Genomic DNA, 23,044 nt, shown 5'->3' with positions numbered 1-23,044 from the left:
ATGTTGGAATTACCCGAAGTTATCACCCTGAGCAAACAAGTGAACAACGCCTTGAGCGGTAAAACAATCACGCAGGTATTCAATGCCACCAAACCGCATAAGTTTACGTTCTATAACGGCAATCCGTCGGAGTATGGTAAACTGCTCGTAGGCAAAACCATCCTTTCATCCGAAGGATATGGCATGTTTGTCAATTTCAATCTTTCGGATAATGTGATCATGAATATAGGCGACGGAGTCAGTGTCCGTTATTACAATGCGGGAGATAAGATTCCTGCCAATTACCAGTTGTTGCTGACGTTTAATGATGATTCATTCCTTGTCTTCACGGTTGTAATGTATGGTTTTATCAATGTTTATCCTGATAGCTATATCGACAATAAGTACTATAAATTGAGTCGGGAAAGCATTTCGCCGTTGAGCGATAAATACACCGAAGCGGAATTTGAGAAACTCGTTGCCGAAGCAAAGAAGACCCTCTCTGCTAAAGCTCTATTAGCAACCAATCAGCGTATTCCCGGTGTAGGTAACGGCGTAACGCAGGATATTCTGTTCAATGCACGGATAAATCCCAAACAGAAAGTGCTACTTCTGTCGGATAATCAGAAAGACGTTCTTTTTAATGCTCTAAAAGAAACATTGGTGGATATGACGTTCGAGGGCGGACGCGATACGCAAACAGATCTTTATGGCAACGCCGGAGGTTACAAAACCATTCTTTCTGCCAAAACATGGAAGAATCCTTGTCTCCGTTGTGGCAGTACCATCATAAAAGAGGCTTATATGGGTGGTTCGGTATATTATTGCCCAACGTGTCAACAGATAAAAGAATAAATGTCCACATTCTGTTAGCTCCCTTTATGTACGATGCAAGGAATTAATATTCTGTATAACAGTTTATTAATTCCTTGTATCGCATTCTGTTAATATCGTGTCTACACGATATTCGTATCCTGCGAACACGATATGAATATCTTCTTTTCTTTATACTTTGTACGGACAAAAGGGGTGTTTTATAAAGCCCGCCCTTTGTAAACGTTTGACTGGGACAATGGAACCAGGACTCCGTTCAGCGTCAGGGTATTCGAATTGAAGTTCGGGCTGATTCTTGCCGATGCATTATTGCCGCCGTTGGTCAGTGTGATATACACTTGTGCGGATATTCCGATGCCTTGTACGCTGAAGCTGCAATTCACGTTTCCCTTTTTGTCGGTCGTGATTTTCATTTCCTTTCTGCTGCCGTCCACTGTGATGCCGCCTATTCCGTTGGGGCCTGCAAGGGCATTGTTGGCAGCTATTTGTACGGATGCGTGTTCACCGTCCATCAGAACGAAGTTTGTTGTCGATGAAACAAATGCGCTCCGTCCTCTCTTGAACACCAGCTGGTCTGCTTCCAATACAAACTTGCCCTCTTTCAATGCCTGGACGGCAATGGCATAGTTCCTTTCATTTTCTGCTTTTTCGCGTGCTTTCTGGGCTTCGCGTTGGGCTTTACGCTCTGCTTGGCGTGTTTCGCTGCTACTCTGTGCATACATCAGGGTCGATGCACTTACCAACACCAGTGTGATTAATGTAATGATTCGTTTCATAATTGTTCTTTGTTATTTAGTTAAGACCTTCTGGTTGATTAACAAATGAAAAGCCAAAAAGATGCAGCTTGAATCTTAAATAAGCGTAAGACTTAACACTTCTTTGGTTTTGTTGGAAGTTCGTATTAAATTTCTTCCAAGGCATAATACTGGTAATCCCGGAGAATGGTCTGAAGAAAGTTTTCCGGGTTACTGTCATGAGGAGTGATGGAGAGAAGTTCCTGCACTTTTTTCGCAAGGGAGGCAATGCGGCGTGTACGGTCTTTTTTACCCGATTGCAGGGTCCGGGTAATGACGTTGATTTGCTCCAATGACAAGTCGGAAGCTTGTGGATAGGTAGGTCGGTAGTCTTTGGTCAGGTAGTCGAACTCATCGAGGCTGACGTGTATCTTGCGGTAATTCTTTTCCTTGATTACCATGGTGCCGGCGGCAAGGTCTCCCATTCGCTGGCTGTTTTTGGTCAAAAGGACGACCAGAAGTCCCAGACCACCGGTCACCGGTCCGTCGATAGGGAAGAGAAGCCATCGGAGCAGGTACGAGCCTATGCCGGGCGTGGAGCCGTCTGCCTTTACGACACGAATGTTCATCAGCCGCTTGCCGAAACTTTGTCCCTGGTTGAACATTTCGCAGAGAAATGCATAAAGCAAGACTGGTAGGTAGACAATGGTAAAAAAGAAAAGCATCGTGAAATCAGAGGGTAGATGAATCCGTGAAAACAAGGCCAAAGTAGAAAATACATAGAATCCGAGCAGAATATAATCTATGGCCAGTGCAATGAGCCGCTCACCGATACTGGCAGGCGTTTGACTGATGCGGACAAATTGTCCGGTGATAATTGTAGATTCTGCCATTCCTGATAAAACATTTTTAGTATTTCATTGCAAATATATCATTATTCTCTTATTTTTGTTACCTATTTCAGACAAAACTTCTCTGAAATAGTCATGGGGTATGAAAGAAGTGACGTTTATCCGGCAGAACATCGAAAAATGGAAACGAGCAGAAACAATGGTGGAGCAGGCGGAAAGTCTGTCTCCCGATGAACTTGCCGACGCATATACGGAGCTTACGGCAGATCTGGCTTTTGCCCAAACGCATTTCCCCGCTTCCCGCATCACTATCTATCTGAACAATCTTGCCTCGGCATTGCACAACCGCATTTATAGAAACAAGCGCGAGAAATGGTCAAGAATTATCACCTACTGGACCCGTGAAGTGCCTTCGGCCATGCACGATGCACGCCGTGAGCTGGTGGCTTCCTTCATTATATTTGTGGTCAGCGCATTGATAGGAGTGGTATCCGCTGCCGGAGACCCCGATTTTGTGCGTTTGATTTTAGGAAACTCCTATGTGGATATGACTTTGAACAATATCGCTAATGGTGAACCTATGGCTGTATATAACGGTTCCTCCGAGTTCCCCATGTTTCTGAGTATCACGCTGAACAATATCATGGTCTCCTTCAACTGCTTTGCCATGGGGTTGCTGACCAGTTTTGGCACCGGATACATGCTCCTTAACAATGGTATCATGATAGGGGCTTTCCAAACCTTCTTTTATCAGCACGACTTGCTTTGGGAGTCCTTCCTTGCCATTTGGCTGCACGGGACACTCGAAATCTGGGCGATTATTGTAGCCGGTGCCGCCGGTCTTGCCCTGGGCAACGGATGGCTCTTTCCCGGAACCTATTCAAGGCTGGAATCTTTCAAACGGGGAGCCAAAAAAGGACTGAAAATAGTGGTGGGTACGGTACCCGTATTCATCATGGCAGGATTTATAGAAGGATTCGTTACCCGCCATACCGAACTTCCGGATGCTTTGAGGTTCGGCTTTATTCTACTCTCTTTGTCGTTTATCTTTTTTTATTATATTTATTTACCTAACAGAAAGAAGCATGGAAGCACAGAAACCTAAAATCGCACTGTATGTACAACGTTCTTTTGGAGAGAAACTAACTGCTACCTTTGATTTTATCAAAGAGAATTGGAAGCCGTTGATGAAATTCACCACATATCTGATGTTGCCGCTTTGTCTGCTTCAGGGACTGAGCTTGAACGGGCTGATGAGCGGTACAATGGCTCTGGGTGATATGACCGGAGGCTCGTTCGACTCTTCTGTTGTCGGAGCGTCCATCATGGCACTGGTGACTTATTACAGTCTGTATGCCGTTCTCTATCTGCTAGGAACTGTCATGCTGACCTCTTTGGTCTACGCATTGGTCCGTACTTACAATGAACGGGAAAAACGCTTGGAGGGAGTGACGTTAGGGATGCTGAAGCCCTTGTTGTTCGGTAATGTCAGAAGGGTATTTCTGATAATGATTGTCGGTGTGCTTTTGGTGCTGTTTGTAGGGCTTATTGTTGGTTTTATAGCCACCGTCATTCCGTTCATGGCGATTGCGTTCTTGTTCGTTCTGCTCGTTGTGGTGGTGTCTGTGCCACTTGCTATTTGGGCTCCAGTCTATCTGTTCGAAGATATCTATATCATAGATGCCTTGAAGAAGGCCTACCGACTGGGTTTCGCTACCTGGGGAGGTATCGTACTGATTTCCATTGTTATGGGATTCATCGCCGCCATCTTGCAGGGAGTGACGATGATTCCATGGTATATCGGGACTATTGTGAAATATATCTTTGCAATGACTGATGCAGGTGGCGGTGCCACTGTATCGGCAGCCTATAGCTTTGTGCTTTATCTGCTGGCGGTGGTCCAGGCATTCGGCGTTTATATGTCCATGATTTTCTCATTGCTGGGACTGGCTTATCAATACGGTCATGCTTCGGAAAAGATAGATTATGTGATGGTGGAGAGTGATATTGACAATTTTGATAAACTCTGATAACGGACTATGAATATGGCTCCGGCTGATACACTGGTTTGTGATACTGCACAGGTTGCCGCTTGGCAGTCTGACCCGGCGTTTGCTTACAGTCGTGAGTTGATAGCTCCCGAAATTAATGTACTTGAGTGGTTCAGCAGATGGTTCGGCAAGCTGCTGGACAAGATATTCGGGAATACGTTGGTGGCAGAATATTCGGAGGTCGTATTGATATGCATTGCCGTTCTTATCCTGGTATTGGTCATTTGGTTTGTGTACAAGAAGCGTCCGGAACTGTTCATGCGTTCGCGCAAGAGTACCCTGCCCTATACAGTGGGGGAGGACACCATCTATGGAGTGGATTTTGCGGAAAGAATTGCCGATGCGCTTGCCCGGACGGATTATCGGGAGGCGGTGCGTTTGCTCTATCTGCAGACGCTGAAACAGCTCAGCGATGGAAAACGTATAGACTGGCAGTTATATAAAACGCCAACACAATATATCTATGAAGTCCGTCTGCCAGCTTTCCGCCAAATGACCAACCATTTTCTACGAGTACGTTACGGAAATTTTGAAGCGACCGAAACTTTGTTCCATGCGATGCGGGATTTGCAGAAAGAAGTGGAGAAAGGAGGGGCGGCATGAAGGGGAACCATTGGTTTATAGCCGGTATCATTGTTTTTCTGGTGTTGATGTTTGCGATAGAGTGCCGTCTGCCAAAGAAGTTTGTCTGGAACCCTACGTTCAGCCATTATGACAAGCAACCGTTCGGCTGTGCCGTGTTCGATAGCCTGCTGTCTTCATCGTTGCCGAAGGGATATTCGTTGTCGAGAAAGACTTTTTATGAACTGGAGCAGGAAGATACGACGCTCCGCCGCGGAATACTGGTTGTTACCGATAACCTGCATTTGACGGATGTAGATGTGGAGGCGATGTTGAAGATGGCGGGACGGGGAGACCGGATTATGCTGGTGGGGAGCTCTTTCAGCCGTATTTTGAAAGATACGCTGGGATTTGAGTGCAGCTATTCCTATTTCAGTCCGTCGGCTTTGAAAAAATATGCCACTGCATTGCTTTCGAAAGACAGTTTGTGCTGGGTGGGGGATTCGGCGGTTTATCCGCAGCAGACTTTCTGTTTCTATCCCCAACTTTGTCAGTCTTATTTCTTTGCAGATTCCATTTCTAGTAAAGTGTTGGCGGAAAAAACTGTTACCGGAGAAGCTGCTCATCCGGTTGCCATGTCGGTTTCTTGGGGAAAGGGGGAAGTTATACTGGCTTCCACTCCCCTGCTTTTTACGAACTATGGTGTGCTGGATGGGAAGAATGCGGCTTATCTTTTTCGTATATTGTCCCAGATGGGTGGATTTCCCATTGTCCGTACCGAAGGCTATATGAAAGAAACAGCCCAGGTACAGATGTCTCCTTTTCGCTATTTCCTTTCGCAGCCGCCGCTTCGCTGGGCATTGTACTTGAGTATGGTTTCCATCCTGCTCTTTATGATATTTACAGCCCGCAGGAAGCAGCGCGCCATTCCGGTTATCCGCGAACCGGAAAATAAGTCTTTGGAGTTTGCAGAGTTGATAGGTACTCTTTATTATCAGAAGAAGGACCATGCTGACTTAGTCCGCAAGAAATATCTCTATTTTGCGGAGGAACTGAGGAGGGAAATACAAGTGGATGTGGAGGAAGTGGCAGAGGATGAGCGCTCTTTCGGCAGGATTGCCCGGAAGACGGGTATGGAAGCGGGGGAAATAGCCGCGTTCATCCGCGAGGTGAGGCCGGTGGTGTACGGAGGGCGCAGCATCTCTGAGAAGGAGATGAAACGGCTTGTCGATAAAATGAATGAAATAATCAATCATATATAAAGAAGATATTTATGGAAGAGAACACAGAAAAACGGGTGGACTTGACTCTCTTTTCCGAGAAGATACAAGCGTTGAAGGACCGGATTGCTACGGTCATAGTGGGGCAGGAGCAGATAGTGGACCTGGTACTGACGGCTGTCCTGGCAAACGGCCATGTGTTGCTGGAGGGAGTGCCGGGGGTGGCAAAGACACTGCTTGCCCGTCTGGTGGCACGCTTGATTAAGGCGGACTTCAGCCGCATTCAGTTTACTCCGGACTTGATGCCGAGTGATGTGTTGGGTACTACGGTCTTCAACATGAAAACCAATGACTTTGACTTTCATCAAGGACCGGTGTTTGCCGACCTCGTGCTGGTGGACGAGATAAACCGCGCTCCCGCCAAGACGCAGGCAGCCTTGTTCGAGGTTATGGAAGAACGGCAGGTCAGCATTGACGGTACCACGCATCAGATGGGAGAACTCTATACGATTCTGGCAACCCAGAATCCGGTGGAGCAGGAGGGGACTTATAAGTTACCTGAAGCGCAACTGGACCGCTTCCTGATGAAAATAACCATGGGATATCCCTCATTGGAGGAGGAGGTGGACATCCTGGAGCGCCACCACGCCAATGCTTCGTTGGTGAAGTTGGAGAGCCTGGCGCCCGTGCTCACAAAAGAAGAACTGCTTTCGTTGCGCAGGCTGATAGAACACGTGTTTGTAGACCGCACGCTGCTTCAGTACATCGCGTTGATTGTACAGCAGACGCGTACCAGCAAGGCTGTATATTTAGGAGCTTCTCCGCGTGCGTCCGTGGCAATGATGCAGGCCTCCAAGGCATATGCACTGTTGCAGGGACGTGACTTTGTGACACCGGAGGATATTAAGTTCGTTGCTCCGTATGTGCTTCAGCATCGCTTGATATTGACAGCGGAAGCCGAGATGGAAGGCTATTCGCCGGTAAAGGTGACGCAACGTCTGATTGATAAGGTGGAAGTGCCGAAGTGAGACTGGGCCGCCGATTCTATATTGCTCTTGTTCTGATAGTCCTGCTGACGGGTATCGGGTACGTCTTTGCTCCATTCTTTGCAATCGGGCAGTGGGCGCTTTTTGTTTTGGCGGTGTCGGCGCTGGTGGATGGGGTGATGCTCTATCGCATTCGCGGCATCCGGGCATTCCGCCAGTGTGCTACCCGCTTCTCCAACGGAGATGAAAACACCGTGAACATACGTGTGGAGAGCAGTTATCCGCATCCGGTGGCTGTGGAAGTGGTGGATGAGATTCCTTTTGCATTCCAGTTGCGGAATATTGATTTCCGGATGAGGCTCCAGGCGAATGAGGGCAGGACGATTACGTATCATCTGCGTCCTACGCGGCGGGGGATTTACTCTTTCGGACGGATTCGGGTGTTTGTGGCAGGCAGAATGGGATTGCTTTCCCGCAGATATACTTGCGATGCTCCGCTGGATGTCAAGGTATATCCGTCCTATCTGATGCTCCATCGGTATGAGTTGCTTGCTATCAGCGACAACTTGACGGAATTGGGCATCAAACGTATCCGCAGGGTGGGGCATCATACGGAGTTCGAACAGATAAAGGAGTATGTGAAAGGCGACGATTACCGCACGATAAACTGGAAAGCAAGCGCCCGGAGGCACGAACTTATGGTAAATGTCTATCAAGACGAGCGTTCCCAGCAAATCTATAACGTGATAGACAAGGGGCGGATTATGCAGCAGGCATTTCGCGGGATGACCTTGCTGGACTATGCTATTAATGCCTCCCTGGTTCTTTCGTACGTTGTCATGCGGAAGGAGGATAAAGCCGGACTGGTAACGTTTAATGAGCACTTTGATACATTTATCCCCGCCTCCCGACAGCCCGGACAAATGCAGGCGTTATTGGAGAACCTTTACAGCCAGCAGACTACTTTTGGGGAGACCGACTTTTCCTCATTGTGCGTACATTTGAACAAGCGCGTCAACAAACGCAGTCTTTTGGTGCTGTATACCAATTTTTCCGGCATCGGCAGCTTGAATCGCCAGTTGGCTTATTTGCAGCAGTTGAACCGCCAGCACCGGTTGCTGGTCATCTTCTTCGAAGATGCCGCTCTGAAAGAGTACGTCGCCACTCCTGCGAGGGATACGGAAGGGTATTACCGCCATGTCATTGCCGAGAAATTTGTATTCGAGAAACGGCTGATAGTCTCCACCTTGAAGCAGCACGGCATCAGTTCTGTACTGACTACACCGGAAAATCTTTCTGTGGACGTGATAAACAAGTATCTGGAGATGAAGTCACGTAGCCAGATATAAAAACAGTAACTAAGGTTATATAATCCGTAATAAGGGTAGTGAAGATGTCTGGATTTTCCTCTAATTTTGTAATTGGTATATTGTGAAGGTGTGGAAAACATATCCTTAAGATTTTATATATCTGAAGTTACAATAATGAGAATGACTTTATAGGTGATGAAAGACAATACATTGGACATAAAGACCGTATGTGAATGTAACCGGTGCCTGGGATGTAAAACGTTGCATCCTCAGGTAAGCATTATTAATCTGGAAAATCCTAATGTGTATCAGGATGCTGTGAAGTTTGAATTCTATGCCATCCTACTGATTGAGGACTGTGAAGGGGATTGTGACTGCTGCGGACGGAAATATTATGATTATTCCAATGCTACGATGGTATTTCTTACTCCCGGCGAGATATTCCGGATGAACAAGAACAATACGCTTCCGGACAAAGGTTGGCTGCTGGCATTTCATCCCGATTTATTGCTTTGTACTACGTTAAAGAATCATATCGACAACTATACTTTCTTTTTCTACCGCAAGGAGGAGGCGTTGCATCTGTCACAGCGCGAAACGGCCAAAGTGACGTGTTGCCTTGAGAATATTGATGATGAACTTCATCATTCCATTGATACGCATAGCAATACCATCCTGTCCCGTCACATCGAATTGCTGCTGGATTATTGCTCACGTTACTATGAGCGGCAATTCATCACCCGTGAGAATAAGAACAAGATGATTCTGGGGAAAATGGAAGGGATATTGGACGAGTATATCACTTCCGGAAAGTTGCAGGAGGGGAAGCTGCCCACTTCCGGATGCTGTGCCGAAAAACTGAATCTTTCGACGGCTTACTTTGATGATTTGCTGAGGTTTGAGACGGGTAAGACATTGGCTGAATACTTCCAGTTCAAATGCTTGTACACGGCCAAGAAAATGTTATCGGAAGGCGGTAATACACCTGCTGCCGTAGCGCGTCGGCTGGGCTATCCGAGTGTGCAATATTTCAGTCTGGTGTTTAAGAAAGCAACGGGAGTTGCACCGAATGAATATAGATATTCACAAAATTGAGATGATGCAGATAGAATGAATTTATTAGACCAAAATATTTTATAATGGAGACCAAAGCTATATTTTTAGATGTAGACGGAACATTGGTGAGTTTCGACACTCACCGCGTTCCGCAGTCGGCTATCGAAGCGTTGCAGCAAGTTCATGAATCCGGTATAAAAATCATAATAGCAACTGGGAGGGCGTTTACCGATCTTCACGAACTTGAAGAGATTCCATACGATGCAGTGATAGCTTTGAATGGGTCCGATTGTGTACTGAGAGATGGCACTCCTATATCTCGTAAACAGATTCCCGAAAAGGATTTTCAGAGGGTACTGGTATTGGCTCAACATTATGGGTTTGCTCTGGCTATCGAAACGAATAAAGGTATTTTTGTCAACGAACTCAACCCGACCGTCATCGAATTGGCCAGGCTGGTCAATCACCCTACACCGCCGGTGGCAGACATCGAAAAAGAGTTTATGGGAGGCGAATGTTGTCAGTTATGCATATATTGTGATGAAGAAATGGAAAAAGAAGTAATGGCACAACTTCCCGGACTTTCTGTTTCCAGATGGAACCCTTTCTTCGCGGATGTCAATGTGGCGGGAGTAAACAAGGCTATGGGTATCAATGAGTTTGCTTCCTATTATGGATTTGATGTTTCAAGAACCATCGCTTTTGGTGATGGCGGGAATGATATTTCCATGATTCGTGCAGCCGGGATGGGAATAGCTATGGGAGGAGCTTCCGAGGCTGTGAAAAGCGTTGCCGATTATATAACGGAGGCGGTGGATGAGAATGGTGTCCGGAACGCCTTGGTTCGTTTCGGTATTCTGGAATAAAAATCGGCTATCAAAACTGATGAAAACTATAGTCTGTAAATATTATGCTTTTTAGAAAAATTACTTAAAGGATTTAATTTTAGCATCAATATTTTTAATTTGGAGGAATCTAAGTCATTTGACCAATATTTTGAGCGGATATTGATTAGTAAAGATACATTTTTGATTAAGGAAGGAGAAATAGAAAGATATAGTTATTTCGTTTTTGATGGGATGTTGCGTTGTTGGCTTTTGAATCATAAAGGGGAAGAGTAAATTTTTTGGTTTTGTAAAGAAGGTACGTTTTCAATGTCGAACATATCTTTTACCTTACAAACAAGATCTGCATTTAATGTGCAGACAATTGTAGATAGCGTTATTTACCGAATAGACAAGAAGCGAGTAGATGAACTGTATACTGCTATTCCTAAGGTAAAAACTGTATTTGAAGATTTGAATGCTATACTACTGAGTAAACTCTTGAAAAGAAATATCGACTTGATTAAATATTCTCCTGAATAGTATTATCTACAGAGATGATTGAAGGATATGGCATTACATTAAACTATATACCACTCAAAGATATAGCTTCTTATTTGGGTATCATGTCACAAGTACTAAGCAAAATCCGTAAACGTATTTTTTAACTTGGGTTCAGTGTATTGAATGTATAAGTTCCGAACTTTGCGGTTTTAAATAGCAATTACAATTATGATTAGAAAAATTAAAGTTACGGATTATCCACGTTTGATAGAAATTTGGGAAAGTGCAGTATTGAGTACACATGATTTTCTTAAAGAAGAAGATTTTCTATACTATAAGGAACAGCTTCCGGTATATTTTCAGTATGTCATTCTATTCGGGTTTGAACAGGAGGGAATCTTAATCGGATTTATGAGAATTGCAGAAGGAAATCTTGAAATGTTGTTTATTACCAATAATTATTGAGGCACAGGAATTGGGGAAAAACTGGTTACTTATGCCATAAATCATTTGCAGGTAACGAAAGTCGATGTGAACGAGCAGAATATTCAAGCTGTCGGTTTTTATAAATATATAGGCTTTAGCGTATACAAAAGGTCCGATTTGGACGGAGAAGGTAAAGAATATCCTATTTTACACATGCAGTTGTAGTTCGTAAGTCAGACCCCGATTTTAAAAATCATCATTTTTGCCAGCACTACTTTTTCTTCTCATATTCGGCTTTAACTATCTGACAGCAAGAATTTAACCACGTGTTTTTTTCTGTTTTTCGTTTATAATAAATAACATTTGTTAATGTCTATTTCGGGCTTATTTTCCGTTTTCTTCGTGCAAATATGGTGATTAAGGGGCGAACTCCGTTGTCTATAGTGCCGGAAGTATGGCTTTTGCTCCCCGTATATGGGCATTTTTTCCCTTCATGTCCTGTGTGTAATGCAGAGAAGCTTGGCGCATAATTCCCGAAACCTTATTACAAAACTTCGTCCCACGCATGTGTGCTCGCCGGTTTGCCTGCGTGAACTGTCGAGCCCACGTGCGTGGGACGAGGGTTTACATGAACCTTCATAATAAAAAGCATGGGACATACGTGGATTCTGCCTATACCTTCTTCCAGTTTTGTCCCTATCCGGAGGACGGTCTGCCCATTCATTGCTGCTCAGTTTCTTATTCTTGTGATGTAAGTCTGAGAAAGCTGAAACTCGAAAATTGCTTATGCACCGGATATTTCGGGTCCCCATTTTTGCCGGAGCGAGAAAAAGAAAAAGCTCTGAAATCCTTGAATTTCAGAGCTTTGCTTTAATTTGCTATTTGCTTTCGCGGTGCGTACGGGACTCGAACCCGTGACCCCATGCGTGACAGGCATGTATTCTAACCAACTGAACTAACGCACCATTATTTCATTCTTTCGTTGCTATCTCTCTTGATTGCGGTTGCAAAGGTAGGCATTTCTTTGATATCTGCAATAGCTATGGCGAACTTTTTTCCAAGCGTTTTGTGCTGTATTTGCTTTATATCCTCATATTGAGAAGATTGGAAAAATAAGAAAAAAGTAAATTTAACAACTGTTTAGAAATACGTTTATGCACTGTTTTATTCTTGATATGAAAACCTTTCCTGGAGAAAACGAAACATTTCGGAGCTTGTTTTAAACTTCTTGCTCGAAAAGTTCGTTGTTTTGCAATAAATCGTTATTTTTGCGAACTCAAAACGAGAATGTTGTAATTTGAAAAATGATAAAAAACATTTTAGGATGATGAAAACAGCCAAACTGTTGCTACACTGCCCTGACAAACCAGGCATATTGGCAGAAGTAACAGACTTTATAACGGTGAATAAAGGTAATATTATCTATCTGGATCAGTATGTAGACCATGTAGAGAATATCTTTTTTATGCGTATTGAATGGGAATTGAAAGATTTTCTGGTGCCTCAGGAAAAGATTGAGGATTATTTTGCCACTTTGTATGCACAGAAATATGAGATGAATTTCCGTCTCTATTTCTCCGATACAAAACCGCGTATGGCTATCTTTGTTTCAAAGATGTCCCATTGCTTGTTCGACTTGTTGGCGCGTTACACCGCTGGTGAGTGGAATGTGGAGATACCTCTTATTATAAGCAATCATCCCGATTTGCAGCACGTGGCCGAGCGTTTCGGTATTCCTTTCCATCTTTTCCCCATTACCAAAGAGACAAAGGAGGAACAAGAGAAGAAGGAAATGGAGTTACTGGCAAAGCATAAGATAACTTTCATAGTGCTGGCGCGCTACATGCAGGTCATTTCCGAGCAAATGATAAACGCTTATCCCAATAGGATAATCAATATCCATCACTCTTTCCTTCCGGCATTTGTGGGAGCGAAGCCCTATCATGCTGCGTTTGAACGTGGAGTGAAGATTATTGGAGCTACCAGCCACTATGTTACCACAGAGTTGGATGCCGGTCCCATCATAGAGCAGGATGTGGTGCGTATTACACACAAGGACACTGTGCAGGATTTGGTGAACAAGGGTAAGGACTTGGAAAAGATTGTGCTTTCTCGTGCTGTTCAGAAGCATATTGAACGCAAGGTGTTGGCATATAAGAACAAAACGGTAATATTTAATTAGTTGATAGTTGATAATTGATAGTTGATGGTGGGGAACTTGTCATTACCTTTCAATTATTACCTTTCAATGGTCAATTCTCAATTAAAAAAAATGAAAGTTGCAGTTGTCAAATATAATGCAGGCAATATCCGTTCGGTGGATTATGCTTTGAAGCGTCTGGGAGTAGAGGCAGTGATTACGGCGGATGAGGCTGTGCTACGTGCTGCCGATAAGGTTATCTTTCCCGGTGTGGGAGAGGCAGAAACCACTATGGACTTTTTGCGTGCCGGTGGTATGGATAGGCTGATAAAGGAGTTACGCCAGCCGGTATTGGGCATTTGCCTGGGCATGCAGTTGATGTGCCGCCACTCTGAAGAGGGGGATGTGGATTGCCTGGGTATTTTTGATACTGATGTGAAACGTTTCATTTCGCAGAGGCACGAGGATAAAGTACCTCATATGGGATGGAATACCATTGCCCGGACGAATAGCGGACTTTTTAAAGGCTTTACTAAAGAAGAGTTTGTTTATTTCGTACATAGTTTCTATGTGCCAGTCAATGGTTGTACGGCAGCCGTGACGGATTACATTCATCCGTTCAGTGCCGCTTTGCATAAAGGCAATTACTACGCCACACAGTTCCATCCGGAAAAGAGTGGAAGTGTGGGAGAGCGTATTTTGCGGAATTTCCTGGAACTGTAAATCGTCAAATTGTAAATAAAATGATAGAACTGATTCCCGCTATTGACATTATTGACGGAAAATGTGTACGCCTTTCCCAAGGCGATTATGACAGCAAGAAGGTGTACAACGAAAATCCCGTGGAAGTGGCCCTGGAGCTGGAGGCTCATGGTATCCGCAGACTTCATGTGGTCGATTTGGACGGTGCGGCTTCCCATCATGTGGTAAACTACCGTACGTTGGAACAGATAGCTGTGCGTACGTCTCTTATTATTGATTTTGGAGGTGGGGTGAAGAGTGATGAAGATTTGGTGATAGCTTTTGAGAACGGTGCGCAGATGGTGACCGGTGGCAGCATTGCTGTGAAGAATCCCGAATTGTTCTGCAAATGGCTTCAAATGTATGGTTCCGAGAAAATTATTCTTGGCGCTGATGTGAAAGAGCATAAAATAGCCGTCAATGGTTGGAAGGATGAGAGTGGCTGCGAACTGTTTCCGTTCTTGAAAGACTATGTAGAGAAGGGGGTCCGTAAGGTTATCTGTACTGATATCAGTTGTGACGGAATGCTGCAAGGACCATCGATAGCGTTGTATAAGGAGATACTGGAGCACCATCCTGAACTCTATCTGATAGCCAGTGGAGGCGTAAGCTGTGCCGATGATATACGCCATTTGGAAGTTGTCGGCATACCTGCCGTTATTTTCGGTAAGGCTCTGTACGAAGGCCGCATCACCTTCAAAGAACTGGAAAACTTTGTTAGTTGAAAGGTGAAAATTGAAAATTAATCACTTATAACTCATAACTCAAACCGCCGTGTTAGCAAAAAGAATCATTTCTTGCCTCGACATTAAAGATGGGCAGACAGTGAAAGGTACCAATTTCGTGAACCTCCGCCAGGCCGGCGACCCGGTAGAACTGGCGCGTGCTTATAGTGAGCAGGGTGCCGACGAACTGGTTTTTCTCGACATCACAGCCAGTTTTGAAGGCCGTAAGACTTTCACTGAATTGGTGAAACGCATAGCTGCGAATATCAGCATTCCTTTTACTGTAGGTGGAGGCATTCATGAACTGGGTGACGTGGATAGGCTACTGAATGCAGGTGCCGATAAAATCTCCATCAATTCCTCAGCTATCCGCCGTCCCGGATTGATAGACGAGATTGCGAAGAACTTCGGTTCTCAGGTTTGTGTACTGGCAGTTGATGCCAAACAGACAGAGAAGGGATGGCGGTGCTACTTGAACGGTGGTCGTGTGGAAACGGATAAGGAACTGTTTGCGTGGACAAAAGAAGCCCAGGAACGTGGTGCGGGCGAGATATTGTTCACCAGCATGAATCACGACGGTGTCAAGACCGGTTATGCCAATGAAGCGCTTTCCAGCCTTGCCGACGGATTGTCCATCCCCATCATTGCATCGGGAGGGGCAGGTGCCAAAGAACATTTTCGTGACGTCTTTTTGCAGGGAAAAGCAGATGCTGCCCTGGCAGCCAGTGTTTTTCATTTCGGAGAAATCAAAATTCCCGAATTAAAATCGTATCTTTGTGCCCAAGGAATTGCGATGAGAAGATGAAGGTGAGTTTACGATTGGACGATTTACGATTTACGATTGGGATTACTCAAGCAAATCATAAGTCTCCAGTCACTTAAAGTAATATCAATCGTAAATAGTAAATAGCTAAATCGTAAATAGAATGGATTTTGACAAGATGAACGGACTCGTTCCGGCGATTATACAAGATGCAGATACCGCTAAGGTGCTGATGCTTGGCTTCATGAACAAGGAGGCTTATGACAAGACAGTGGAAACTGGAAAGGTGACTTTCTTCAGCCGTACCAAGAACCGTCTTTGGACGAAAGGCGAGGAGAGTGGCAACTTCCTGAATGTGGTTTCCATGAAGGAAGACTGTGACCGGGATACGTTACTGGTGCAGGTACATCCCGTAGGCCCGGTTTGCCATACCGGTACAGATACTTGCTGGGGTGAGAAGAACGAACAGCCGGTTATGTTTCTAAAGCTTCTTCAGGATTTCATCTGTAAGCGTTATGATGAAATGCCCGAAGGTTCCTATACGACCAGTCTTTTCCAGTCCGGTATCAACAAAATGGCACAGAAGGTAGGCGAAGAGGCTGTGGAAACCGTCATTGAGGCTTGCAACGGTACGGACGAACGCCTGATTTATGAAGGAGCTGATTTGTTGTATCACCTCATCGTGCTGCTCACATCCAAAGGATACCGCATTGAAGACCTTGCGCGTGAATTGGAGGAACGTCACAGTGCGACGTGGAAGAAACATTAAGTAATTAAAAATTAATAATTAAAATGGGGGTGGGCGAGGCGCTGATAAGATATACGGACGTAGAGATACACCAGCAGGAGTTGTGCGTACTGAACGATGTGAATTTGGAACTTCACAAAGGGGAGTTCGTGTACCTGGTAGGTAAAGTGGGCTCCGGCAAGACGAGCCTGCTCAAGACTTTCTATGGCGAACTGGATATTGCATCGGGCGAGGCTGAAGTATTGGGGTATGACATGCTCCATATTAAGCGTAAGCACATCCCGCAGTTGCGCCGCAAGCTGGGAATCGTATTCCAGGACTTCCAGTTGCTGACAGACCGTACGGTGTACGATAACCTTGAATTTGTTCTCCGTGCTACCGGTTGGAAGAGCAAAGGGGAGATTAAGGACAAAATAGAAGAGGTGTTGAACCTGGTGGGGATGAGCAACAAAGGATATAAGCTGCCGAATGAACTGTCGGGTGGTGAGCAACAGCGCATTGTGATTGCGCGTGCAGTGCTCAACTCTCCGGAGATAATCCTTGCGGATGAGCCTACCGGAAACCTGGATTCGGAAACCGGACATGCCATTGCAGAACTTCTGCACGGCATCAGTGAAGCCGGCGCACTGGTGGTGATGACCACGCACAACCTGCAGCTGCTGCGAGAGTTTCCCGGCAAGGTGTACCGGTGCGCAGACCATCTGATGACTGATGTTACAGCAGAATACGCCCCTGCAATAACCAATGATTAGTAGTTAAGTAGTTATCTCTAACTACTGATTCTTATAAAGAACAGAAATTAACGATAAAGCTCCGCAGCTGCCTACTTGTAGCTCGTAGCTTGTAACTATAAACTAATTAATACAGGAACGAAAATGAAAGTTTTAAAGTTTGGAGGTACTTCAGTAGGTTCGGCTCAGCGAATGAAGGAAGTGGCCAAATTGATTACCGATGGTGAACGTAAGATTGTGGTTCTCTCTGCCATGTCGGGTACCACAAACACATTGGTTGAGATTTCGGACTATCTGTACAAGAAGAATCCGGAAGGTGCCAACGAGATTATCAACAAGCTGGAAAGTAAATATCGCCAGCACATTGATGAACTCTTTGCTACTCCGGAGTATAAACAGAAAGGCCTGGAACTCATCAAATCACATTTTGACTATATCCGTTCTTATACCAAAGACCTCTTCACTCTGTTTGAGGAGAAAGTGGTGTTGGCTCAGGGCGAGTTGATTTCCACCGCCATGATGAACTACTATCTGCAGGAATGCGGCGTGAAGTCTGTGTTGCTTCCGGCTTTAGAATACATGCGTACGGACAAGAATGCCGAGCCCGATCCGGTCTATATCAAGGACAAGCTCCAGGTTCAGCTGGAACTGCATCCGGATGCTGAGATTTATATCACTCAGGGGTACATCTGCCGCAACGCCTACGGCGAGATAGACAATCTGCAGCGTGGCGGAAGCGACTATACGGCTTCGCTGATTGGTGCTGCCATCAACGCTTCCGAAATCCAGATTTGGACGGATATCGACGGCATGCACAACAACGACCCCCGTATTGTGGACAAGACTGCGCCGGTGCGTCATCTGCATTTCGAAGAGGCCGCCGAGCTGGCATACTTCGGTGCCAAGATTCTGCACCCTACCTGCATCCAGCCTGCCAAGTATGCCAATATCCCCGTCCGTCTGCTCAATACGATGGACCCCACTGCTCCGGGTACGCTGATTTCCAATGATACGGAGAAGGGTAAGATTAAGGCGGTGGCTGCCAAGGACAACATTACGGCCATCAAGATAAAATCCAGCCGCATGTTGCTTGCTCACGGATTCTTGCGTAAGGTTTTCGAGATATTCGAGAGCTACCAGACTTCCATCGATATGATTTGTACTTCAGAAGTGGGTGTGTCCGTATCTATCGATAATGTGAAGCATCTCAATGAAATTCTGGATGACTTGAAGAAGTATGGCACAGTGACGGTGGACAAGGACATGTGCATCATCTGCGTGGTGGGCGACCTCGAATGGGAAAACGTCGGTTTCGAAGCCAAGGCATTGGATGCCATGCGCGACATACCGGTACGTATGATTTCTTTCGGTGGTAGCAACTATAATATTTCTTTCCTCATCCGCGAGTGCGACAAGAAGGCAGCGTTGCAGTCACTCAGTGATGCGCTGTTCAATGAGGAATAACTCTTGATATTTTTCAGACGCAGATTACACAGATGACGCAGATTCTTTTTGCTTCCTATTTGTGTAATCTGCGTCATCTGCGTCTGAAAAATTATTTGTAGACACCTCTTTCATCTTCCTTTTTTTAAACTAAACAAAGATTACGATTATTATATGAAAGGAACATTCCCTATCCATAAATTCCGCGAATTGCGTACTCCCTTCTATTACTACGACACAAAGGTCTTGCGCGACACACTTTCGTGCATCCGTACGGAAGCTGCCCGATATGGCAACTATTCGGTGCATTATGCTGTGAAGGCCAATGCCAATCCCAAGGTGCTTGCCATTATCCGCGAGAACGGCTTGGGTGCCGACTGTGTAAGTGGCGGTGAAATCCGTGCAGCCATCAAGGCAGGTTTTCCCACTGGCAAGATTGTTTTTGCAGGGGTGGGCAAGGCTGATTGGGAAATCAATCTGGGGCTGGATTATGACATTTTCTGCTTTAATGTGGAGTCTGTCCCCGAGCTGGAGATTATCAACGAGCTGGCTGCCGCTAAAGGTAAGGTGGCCAATGTGGCTTTCCGTATCAATCCCAATGTAGGTGCCCATACCCATGCCAATATTACCACTGGGCTGGCCGAAAACAAGTTTGGTATCAGCATGCAGGATATGGACCATGTGATAGACATTGCGCAGAATATGAAGAACCTGAGATTCATCGGACTGCATTTCCACATCGGTTCCCAAATATTGGATATGGGCGATTTCGTGGCTTTGTGTAACCGCGTCAACGAATTGCAGGATAAGCTGGAAGCTCGCCATATCCGCATCGAGCACGTCAATGTGGGGGGCGGACTCGGCATTGACTACGGTCACCCCAACCGTCAGCCGATACCCGACTTCAAAAGCTACTTCGAGACTTACAACAGCCATCTGAAACTCCGTCCCCACCAGACGCTCCACTTCGAGCTGGGACGTGCGGTAGTGGGACAATGCGGTTCATTGATTTCGCAGGTGCTTTATGTGAAGCAGGGCACCAACAAGCAGTTTGCCATTCTGGATGCCGGCATGACGGATTTGATTCGTCCGGCACTCTACCAAGCGTTCCATAAGATAGAGAATATCACTTCGGATGCGCCGGTTCAGGCTTATGATGTCGTAGGGCCCATCTGTGAGTCTTCTGATGTATTCGGTAAGGCTATTGATTTGAATGGGGTGAAGCGTGGCGACCTTATCGCCCTCCGTTCGGCAGGGGCTTATGGCGAAATTATGGCTTCGGGCTATAACTGCCGTGAGCTGCCTCAAGGATATACGTCGGACGAGCTGGTATAGAGAGGCTGGAGATGCGTTGCATGAATGGCGAAGCATTTATTATACCAAGGCTTCTGTTTTTATATAAAAAATGTTATTGCGTGAACAACTTTTAAGGTTTCTTGTTACTTTTGTAATGATTTCAATTTAAATAAATACGATTATGATTACAGAAAAATTACAGAATGCAATTAATGAGCAGATTACGGCTGAGATGTGGTCTTCCAACCTTTATCTGGCAATGTCTTTCTATATGGAGAAAGAAGGTTATAACGGCATGGCTTCCTGGTTGAAGAAGCAGGCTTCTGAAGAAAAAGCTCATGCTTGTGAAATGGCTTCTTATATCATCAAGCGTGGCGGTAAGGCCAAACTGGACAAGATTGATGTTGTTCCCAATGACTTCGGTACTCCACTGGAAGTGTTCGAGCAGGTAGCCCAGCACGAACGCCGTGTTTCCAAAATGATTGATGAATTGGTAGATGTTGCCTCTGCCGAAAAAGATAAGGCTACACAAGACTTCCTTTGGGGATTCGTGCGCGAGCAGGTAGAAGAAGAAGCTACTGCCGACGGCATTGTAGATATGATAAAGAAAGCCGGTGATGCCGGAATCTTCTTCGTTGACTCAAAACTGGGAGAACGTAGATAAGAGAGAAACTAAAAAAAATCCCGCGGCTAATTTTAGTCGCGGGATTTTTTTTAGTTATGAGTTATAAGTTGTGAGTTATTTGTTGATGAAGGGCTTATATCCGCAAGGGAAAGCACAAGCAAATAACTTATAACTCATCACTCATTTCAGCACTCCCAGCTCTTTCCCCACCTTAATAAATGCAGCGATACATTTGTCCAGATGCTCCTTTTCGTGTCCGGCAGAGATTTGTACGCGGATGCGTGCCTGGTCTTTGGGCACTACGGGGTAGTAGAAGCCGGTGACGTAGATGCCTTCTTCCTGCATGCGGGTGGCATAAATCTGGGAGAGTTTGGCATCATACAGCATGACGGCGCAGATGGCGCTTTGTGTCGGCTTGATGTCGAAACCGGCGGCGGTCATCTTGTCGCGGAAGTAGTTCACGTTTTCCAGCAGTTTGTCATGCAGGGCATTGCTCTCTTTGAGCATCTTGAATACCTCGAGGCTGGCGCCGATGATGCCCGGAGCCAATGAGTTGGAGAAGAGGTACGGACGGCTGCGTTGGCGCAGCAGGTCGATGATTTCCTTGCGTCCGGTAGTGAATCCTCCCAAAGCGCCGCCAAAGGCTTTGCCCAAGGTTCCGGTATAGATGTCCACGCGTCCGTAGGTGCCGTATTGTTCGCTTACGCCGTGTCCCGTAGGGCCTACCACGCCGGCGGAGTGTGATTCGTCCACCATGACCAGCGCGTCGTATTTCTCGGCAAGGTCGCAAATCCGGTCCATCGGGGCAACGTTGCCGTCCATGGAAAATACCCCGTCTGTAACCACGATACGGAAACGCTGTGCCTGGGCTTCCTGCAGGCATCTTTCCAGGTCGGTCATGTCGGCATTGGCGTAGCGATAGCGTTTGGCTTTGCAGAGGCGTACGCCGTCAATGATGGAAGCATGGTTCAGGGAGTCCGAGATGATGGCGTCTTCCTCGGTGAAGAGGGGCTCGAACACACCGCCATTGGCGTCGAAACAAGCGGCGTAGAGAATGGTGTCTTCAGTCTTGAAGTAGTCGGAGATGGCTGCTTCCAGTTCCTTGTGGATGTCCTGCGTTCCGCAGATGAAGCGTACGGACGACATGCCGTATCCGCGGCGTTCCATAATCTGCTGGGCGGCGGCAATCAGCCGCGGGTGGTTGGACAGTCCCAGGTAATTGTTGGCACAGAAGTTCAGCACCTCTTTGCCTTTTACGCTGATGGCAGCTTGTTGTGCACTCTCAATCAGTCGCTCTTCCTTGTAGAGTCCGGCTTCTTTTATTTCAGCAAGTGTCTTGCTGAGATGGTCTTTCATTTTACCGTACATAGCATTTTATTTTTTAGGTAATACGTTGTCATTACATTTCCCACAAAGAACATCATTTTTCTTGGAATAAACAATATCAATATGGCAGAAATATGAAAAAAAAGTATGTATATTTGCACCATATATAATAACGAAACCTTATAAATAACTCGTATGAAGAATATTTTGGTAATTGGAGCTACCGGACAGATTGGGTCGGAACTCACGCTGGAGTTGCGCAAACGTTATGGCGATGACCATGTTGTGGCAGGATACATTCCGAGTGCTATGCCCAAGGGAGAATTGAAAGCATCCGGCCCTTCGGCCATTGCCGACGTGACAGACCGTCAGTCCATCGAGGTGGTGGCACGTCAGTTCAAGATTGATACTATCTACAACCTGGCTGCCTTGCTCTCGGTAGTTGCCGAAAGCCGTCCGGCCATGGCTTGGAAAATCGGTATCGACGGGTTGTGGAATGTACTGGAAGTGGCACGTGAGTACAATTGTGCCGTGTTTACTCCGAGTTCCATCGGTTCGTTCGGCGAAGCTACGCCTCATGTGAAGACACCGCAGGACACTATCCAGCGTCCGCGTACCATGTATGGGGTGACAAAAGTGACGACTGAATTGTTGAGTGACTATTACTATACAAAATATGGTGTGGATACACGCTCGGTACGTTTTCCGGGAATCATTTCGAACGTGACCCCTCCGGGTGGCGGCACTACGGACTATGCGGTGGATATTTTCTACTCTGCCGTGAAGGGAGAAAAATTCGTATGTCCGGTGAAGGCCGGCACGTATATGGATATGATGTATATGCCCGACGCACTGAACGCGGCCATCTCGCTGATGGAAGCGGCACCGGCAAGGCTGAAGCACCGCAACGCTTTCAACATCGCCTCCATGAGTTTTGACCCGGAACAGATTTATCAGGAAATTAAGAAGCATATGCCTGATTTTGAGATGGCATACGAGATTGATCCGCTGAAGCAGGCCATTGCCGACAGCTGGCCCGACTCTCTGGATGACTCTTGTGCACGCGAGGAATGGGACTGGATGCCGCAGTACGACCTGGAGTCCATGACCGTAGACATGCTTGAGAAATTAAGAGCTAAATTAAACAAGTGACCGTAAGCGGTCCGTAAA

22 protein-coding genes, 1 tRNA gene and 2 pseudogenes are annotated in these 23,044 nt (G+C 46.0%); 21 read left to right on the top strand and 4 right to left on the bottom strand.

Annotated features, from left to right (window positions below):
• Entirely contained in the window at positions 1–834 is an 834-nt protein-coding gene (locus DW896_RS10140) for a DNA-formamidopyrimidine glycosylase family protein (RefSeq protein ID WP_005832407.1), read from the top strand.
• A 179-nt stretch (positions 835–1,013) separates the two neighbouring features.
• On the opposite strand, the gene DW896_RS10135 is transcribed toward DW896_RS10140, so the two are convergent.
• The gene (locus DW896_RS10135; protein ID WP_008664890.1) at positions 1,014–1,589 is read right to left on the bottom strand and encodes a DUF4251 domain-containing protein; all 576 of its coding nucleotides are present in this window, start codon (positions 1,587–1,589) and stop codon (positions 1,014–1,016) included.
• A 125-nt stretch (positions 1,590–1,714) separates the two neighbouring features.
• Positions 1,715–2,440, bottom strand: a complete 726-nt coding sequence (locus DW896_RS10130) for an RDD family protein (protein WP_005832400.1) — start codon at positions 2,438–2,440, stop codon at positions 1,715–1,717.
• Between the two features lie 100 nt (positions 2,441–2,540).
• On the opposite strand from DW896_RS10130, the gene DW896_RS10125 reads away from it, so the two are divergent.
• The 10 genes and pseudogenes from DW896_RS10125 (at position 2,541) to DW896_RS10080 (ending at position 11,561) form a co-directional block, all read left to right on the top strand.
• Positions 2,541–3,503 (top strand): stage II sporulation protein M, encoded by a 963-nt coding sequence (locus DW896_RS10125; protein WP_005832397.1) that lies wholly within the window; start codon positions 2,541–2,543, stop codon positions 3,501–3,503.
• A complete protein-coding gene (locus DW896_RS10120; protein WP_009038198.1) occupies positions 3,484–4,428 on the top strand; it encodes a hypothetical protein in 945 nt (314 codons plus the stop codon). Before DW896_RS10125 ends, DW896_RS10120 begins: the two co-directional genes overlap by 20 nt.
• Positions 4,429–4,437: 9 nt before the next feature.
• Positions 4,438–5,052, top strand: coding sequence for a DUF4129 domain-containing protein (locus tag DW896_RS10115; RefSeq protein WP_009038199.1), 615 nt, complete (start codon positions 4,438–4,440; stop codon positions 5,050–5,052).
• Positions 5,049–6,272, top strand: coding sequence for a DUF4350 domain-containing protein (locus tag DW896_RS10110; RefSeq protein WP_005832391.1), 1,224 nt, complete (start codon positions 5,049–5,051; stop codon positions 6,270–6,272). Before DW896_RS10115 ends, DW896_RS10110 begins: the two co-directional genes overlap by 4 nt.
• An 11-nt stretch (positions 6,273–6,283) precedes the next feature.
• Positions 6,284–7,258, top strand: a complete 975-nt coding sequence (locus DW896_RS10105; RefSeq protein ID WP_005832389.1) for a MoxR family ATPase — start codon at positions 6,284–6,286, stop codon at positions 7,256–7,258.
• On the top strand, positions 7,255–8,565 hold the full coding sequence (locus tag DW896_RS10100) for a DUF58 domain-containing protein (protein ID WP_005832388.1): 1,311 nt from the start codon (positions 7,255–7,257) through the stop codon (positions 8,563–8,565). Before DW896_RS10105 ends, DW896_RS10100 begins: the two co-directional genes overlap by 4 nt.
• 156 nt (positions 8,566–8,721) lie before the next feature.
• Complete coding sequence (locus DW896_RS10095) at positions 8,722–9,621, top strand: AraC family transcriptional regulator (protein ID WP_119993193.1); 900 nt, start codon at positions 8,722–8,724, stop codon at positions 9,619–9,621.
• 44 nt (positions 9,622–9,665) lie between these two features.
• Positions 9,666–10,448, top strand: a complete 783-nt coding sequence (locus DW896_RS10090) for a Cof-type HAD-IIB family hydrolase (protein WP_009038203.1) — start codon at positions 9,666–9,668, stop codon at positions 10,446–10,448.
• Positions 10,449–10,487: 39 nt separating this feature from the next.
• Positions 10,488–11,074, top strand: a pseudogene (locus tag DW896_RS21675) (Crp/Fnr family transcriptional regulator).
• 64 nt (positions 11,075–11,138) lie between these two features.
• Positions 11,139–11,561: pseudogene (locus tag DW896_RS10080) on the top strand (GNAT family N-acetyltransferase).
• A 666-nt stretch (positions 11,562–12,227) separates the two neighbouring features.
• Here the strand turns inward: DW896_RS10080 and DW896_RS10070 are convergent.
• Positions 12,228–12,301, bottom strand: a tRNA-Asp gene (locus DW896_RS10070).
• Between the two features lie 359 nt (positions 12,302–12,660).
• Between DW896_RS10070 and purU the strand changes: the two genes are divergently transcribed.
• The 9 genes from purU (at position 12,661) to DW896_RS10025 (ending at position 20,587) form a co-directional block, all read left to right on the top strand.
• On the top strand, positions 12,661–13,518 hold the full coding sequence (purU, locus tag DW896_RS10065; protein ID WP_005831431.1) for a formyltetrahydrofolate deformylase: 858 nt from the start codon (positions 12,661–12,663) through the stop codon (positions 13,516–13,518).
• Positions 13,519–13,608: 90 nt separating this feature from the next.
• Positions 13,609–14,199 carry an imidazole glycerol phosphate synthase subunit HisH gene (gene hisH, locus DW896_RS10060; protein WP_119993190.1) on the top strand — a complete coding sequence of 197 codons (591 nt, stop codon included), beginning with the start codon at positions 13,609–13,611 and terminating at the stop codon, positions 14,197–14,199.
• 20 nt (positions 14,200–14,219) lie between these two features.
• Entirely contained in the window at positions 14,220–14,942 is a 723-nt protein-coding gene (hisA, locus tag DW896_RS10055; protein ID WP_005831427.1) for a 1-(5-phosphoribosyl)-5-[(5-phosphoribosylamino)methylideneamino]imidazole-4-carboxamide isomerase, read from the top strand.
• Positions 14,943–14,991: 49 nt separating this feature from the next.
• Positions 14,992–15,747 carry an imidazole glycerol phosphate synthase subunit HisF gene (gene hisF / locus DW896_RS10050; RefSeq protein ID WP_005831425.1) on the top strand — a complete coding sequence of 252 codons (756 nt, stop codon included), beginning with the start codon at positions 14,992–14,994 and terminating at the stop codon, positions 15,745–15,747.
• Positions 15,748–15,868: 121 nt separating this feature from the next.
• Positions 15,869–16,474, top strand: coding sequence for a bifunctional phosphoribosyl-AMP cyclohydrolase/phosphoribosyl-ATP diphosphatase HisIE (hisIE, locus tag DW896_RS10045; RefSeq protein ID WP_009038209.1), 606 nt, complete (start codon positions 15,869–15,871; stop codon positions 16,472–16,474).
• A gap of 23 nt (positions 16,475–16,497) precedes the next feature.
• Positions 16,498–17,205 (top strand): cell division ATP-binding protein FtsE, encoded by a 708-nt coding sequence (locus DW896_RS10040; RefSeq protein ID WP_005831420.1) that lies wholly within the window; start codon positions 16,498–16,500, stop codon positions 17,203–17,205.
• A 123-nt stretch (positions 17,206–17,328) separates the two neighbouring features.
• A complete protein-coding gene (locus tag DW896_RS10035) occupies positions 17,329–18,648 on the top strand; it encodes an aspartate kinase (protein WP_005831418.1) in 1,320 nt (439 codons plus the stop codon).
• A 153-nt stretch (positions 18,649–18,801) separates the two neighbouring features.
• Entirely contained in the window at positions 18,802–19,962 is a 1,161-nt protein-coding gene (gene lysA, locus DW896_RS10030) for a diaminopimelate decarboxylase (protein WP_005831416.1), read from the top strand.
• 142 nt (positions 19,963–20,104) lie between these two features.
• A complete protein-coding gene (locus DW896_RS10025; protein WP_005831414.1) occupies positions 20,105–20,587 on the top strand; it encodes a ferritin in 483 nt (160 codons plus the stop codon).
• 141 nt (positions 20,588–20,728) lie between these two features.
• Here DW896_RS10025 and kbl read toward each other — a convergent pair whose 3' ends face one another.
• Complete coding sequence (gene kbl, locus DW896_RS10020) at positions 20,729–21,916, bottom strand: glycine C-acetyltransferase (protein ID WP_119993188.1); 1,188 nt, start codon at positions 21,914–21,916, stop codon at positions 20,729–20,731.
• Between the two features lie 153 nt (positions 21,917–22,069).
• Between kbl and DW896_RS10015 the strand changes: the two genes are divergently transcribed.
• Positions 22,070–23,026, top strand: a complete 957-nt coding sequence (locus DW896_RS10015; protein ID WP_005831407.1) for an NAD-dependent epimerase/dehydratase family protein — start codon at positions 22,070–22,072, stop codon at positions 23,024–23,026.
• Positions 23,027–23,044: the final 18 nt, after the last annotated feature.

The sequence above is a fragment of the Bacteroides sp. AM41-16 genome (assembly GCF_003603495.1).
In the GTDB taxonomy this organism is placed as follows: Bacteria; Bacteroidota; Bacteroidia; order Bacteroidales; family Bacteroidaceae; genus Bacteroides; species Bacteroides uniformis.
Note: the sequence above shows the minus strand (reverse complement) of the source record. Positions and strands in the feature narration are given on the sequence as shown.